Raw genomic sequence first — 2,249 nt, 5'->3', positions numbered from 1 at the left:
CTTACATTTTTTAGTAAATAATTTTTATATATGAAATACAAAAAAGTATATTTGTAATACAAATTACTATCTATCTCTAATTTTATGAAAACTTTTTATACGTTCATATTCATATTTATGCTTTTGGCTTCAATGCAAGTCAGTCAAGCGCAGGTGACCTACACCTCCAGAGGATGTACACCAAGCGGAGGAAACCCATTTACTTCGGGATTATGTTGGACAAAAACCGGAACCTGCAATGCTTCTGCCTTTCCACCAACCTCAGGCACTATATCTTGTCAGGTTACCATAAATGTGGTTACAGAAATGACAGTTTCTAGTTTGAGCTTAGGAAGTAATGTCACTTTGAGAGTTAATACAGGTGGGAAGTTGACAATCACAGGTAATTTAAGCCAACAGGCAGAGCAATCGTCAATAGTAATTGTAAATGGGGGCGAAGTGGTAGTTCAAGGAAATTTGGTACTACTAAGCGGGAGATCAAATCCCAAAACTAAGATGAAAATTGACATCAGAAATGGTGGTTCTTTTGATGTCACAGGAGGACTAATGGATATTCAAAACGATGCAGAATTAACCATAGATGGGGATGGTGACCCATTGAGTATTTTAAATGTAAACTCATTCAATTTTGGACAAAGGTCAAAAGTAGATATTTTGTCAGGAGGCGCGTTCTTCGTTGAAGGGGATGTAGATTATCGTGGTAATAATTCCTCCATAAACATTTATGGATTTTTTAGGACTGCCGGAAGCGTATTGATAACTGGAGGGTCAGGCAATCAGTTGAATGCTTTTGGAAATGCTGAGGTAATCATCGAACAAAACCTGGATGTCAGAGGGACAAGCGATATTACTTTTGGAGGGACAAGTGAAACAGATATAGGAGGTGATATTTTGATTGCGGGTAATTCCAAAGTAATCGCAACTGACCAGGCAACAGTTTATGTCTGTGGAGGATTTCCAATTCCTTGTGATGGGAATAATTGCAGTACTCAGGAAATTATTCAGGGGTCGTTTTCAGAATCATGTCGTATCCTGCCTGTTGAGTTTTTGTATACAGAAGCTAAATCTTCTAATCCTGAAAGATACGTGAGCCTAACCTGGTCAACTGCAAAAGAAACCAACAACAGTCATTTTGAAATAGAAAGATCAGTAGATGGATTGAATAATTTCATCGTCATTGGAGAAGTTCAGGGGATGGGTTGGAAAGATACCGTGACTGAATATGATTTCTTGGACAGTGATCTTCCCTTGACAGGAGGAAGCTTTTTGTACAGGATAAAGCAAGTAGATTTTAACGGAAAACATACGTACAGCAGAGTTTTCTCAGTAAAAGTGATGAATATCCAATTCACAAAGGGAGTTTGGAGAGCCTATCCCAATCCTACCAACGGACAGCAATTAAAAGTCAACTTATTGGATAAATCCCAATATGACCATGAGCCAATTTCCATAAGAATTATCCATCCAAGCTTTGTCTTCAATCCGATTACAGTAGAAACAGAATATGCTTTGAATGAATATTTATCACAAATCTTACCTTCCATTCCTTCCGGTGTTTTTGTGATAGAAATGGCTTGGGGTCAAAAAGTAGAACATATCAAGGTGATGAAATAGAAAAACCAAACTGGTGAAACCCCGGATTGATCAAAAATTTACAGAATAAATGAAAAGGCGAATCTGAAAAAGAGTAGCCTTTTCGGGTTTTCCACTCTAAAAATTAAGTATTATTGAATATTACTAAAATATTGAAGTGTATTTTTATCAAAATAAAAGGCATAAATGTATATTTGAAGAACAAATAAATACAGGTTAAAGCCTTTTTTATGACTAAATTTTTTCAGATATGTGTAATGTTAGTCATGCTTTCTTTAGCATCGGGATATTCTTATGGGCAGGTTATTTATACCACAAGTGGACTTTGTGCTCCAAATCAAGCCAATTATTTTGGAACACCACTTTGCTGGCTTGCGCCTGTGGGTACGTGTGTTCCTACGCCTGCTGCTCTCCCACCAGTTTCGGGTACTCCAGTCTGTCCTATAATCGTAGTGTTAAATCATGAAGTTAATTTGGTCACATTTAATTTTATAACAAATTATACTCTATTAGTAAATAGTGATGGTAAATTGAATATTACTAATAACATAACCCAAACAGCTCAAGCAGTTTCTAAATTGATAATCGATGGCGGACAGGTAAATGTTAGTGGTTCAGTTCTCATGACCAATGGAATCACATTAAATAATACGACC

2 protein-coding genes are annotated in these 2,249 nt (G+C 36.5%); both read left to right on the top strand.

Features of this window, described 5'->3' with window-relative positions; genetic code table 11:
- Positions 1-84: 84 nt before the first annotated feature.
- Entirely contained in the window at positions 85-1,614 is a 1,530-nt protein-coding gene (locus ACZFYI_RS19335; protein WP_462525759.1) for a hypothetical protein, read from the top strand.
- A gap of 209 nt (positions 1,615-1,823) precedes the next feature.
- Positions 1,824-2,249: hypothetical protein (locus ACZFYI_RS19330; protein ID WP_462525758.1), on the top strand; the 426-nt coding region annotated here is incomplete at its 3' end.

The organism is Aquiflexum sp. (genome assembly GCF_977115555.1).
Note: the sequence above shows the minus strand (reverse complement) of the source record. Positions and strands in the feature narration are given on the sequence as shown.

Bases quoted from the DNA above. Each gene is read 5' to 3' on its own strand.
- ACZFYI_RS19335 (WP_462525759.1), top strand. From the start codon at position 85: ATGAAAACTTTTTATACGTTCATATTCATATTTATGCTTTTGGCTTCA.